The 716-nt window shown below is 56.3% G+C and carries 1 protein-coding gene and 1 pseudogene; both read right to left on the bottom strand.

Annotated features, from left to right (window positions below; all coding sequences use genetic code 11):
- Positions 1-568 (bottom strand): plasmid recombination protein (locus KP705_RS15730; RefSeq protein ID WP_215764871.1); only part of this gene is annotated, 568 nt, incomplete at its 3' end.
- A 37-nt stretch (positions 569-605) separates the two neighbouring features.
- Positions 606-716: pseudogene (locus KP705_RS21180) on the bottom strand (recombinase family protein); the annotation flags it as partial.

Raw genomic sequence — 716 nt, 5'->3', positions numbered from 1 at the left:
TCTCCCGGTATTGGGTCGGAATATCCCTCAGAGCCTTCACAAGAGGCTCCAGACGGCTCTGAAGCTGTTTCAGGCTCTCTCTGTCTTCCTTGGCCCGTTTGGTCGCTGTGCGGGCAACTGTGGCGCTCTGAACGGCAGGTTCATAATGCTGCTGAACGGTCTGACTGATGCGTTTTGCCACCTGCTCAGGGTCTTCCACAACACGGGTAAAAATCCCCTTCTTGAGCACCTGCGGTTCTAGGTCAGCAGGGGTCAGGTTTTTGTGCTCGGGTGCGTCCCGTTCTAGCGCCCCGTAGTAGGTTTTCAGCTTGGTGTGGGTGGCCTTGCTTCCTTCGATGCCGCGTTCCAGTCCGACAGGGCGTCCCACAACTCGCGCAAAGTCGGTCTGCATCTCGTTCAGGGCCTTGGCACCACCGAGGAACCGGCGGCAATTCAGGCGGCCTGTATCGGGGTCTTTTGGCACCACGTAGGCCGACAGGTGCGGCGTTTTTTCGTCCCGGTGAATGATGGCAGCGATCACGTTGTCCTTGCCGTGCCGCTCCTGAATCCAGCGCAACGCCTCGTTCAAATAGGGGTCACGACACGAAAGTGTACTTTACGTACGCTTAGAGTGAACCCAACAAGAACGTTGATGCTGTTCTGATGAGAGTGCGATAGACAGTTGGCCGAGAAATAGAATACAGTTCTGAAAGATCGCGGATGGAGTAATCGCCGGT

The sequence above is a fragment of the Gluconobacter sp. P1D12_c genome (assembly GCF_018812105.1).
GTDB lineage: Bacteria > Pseudomonadota > Alphaproteobacteria > Acetobacterales > Acetobacteraceae > Gluconobacter > Gluconobacter oxydans_A.
The sequence above is the reverse complement of the archived record's forward strand: the minus strand, read 5'-3'. Positions and strand labels throughout refer to the sequence as shown.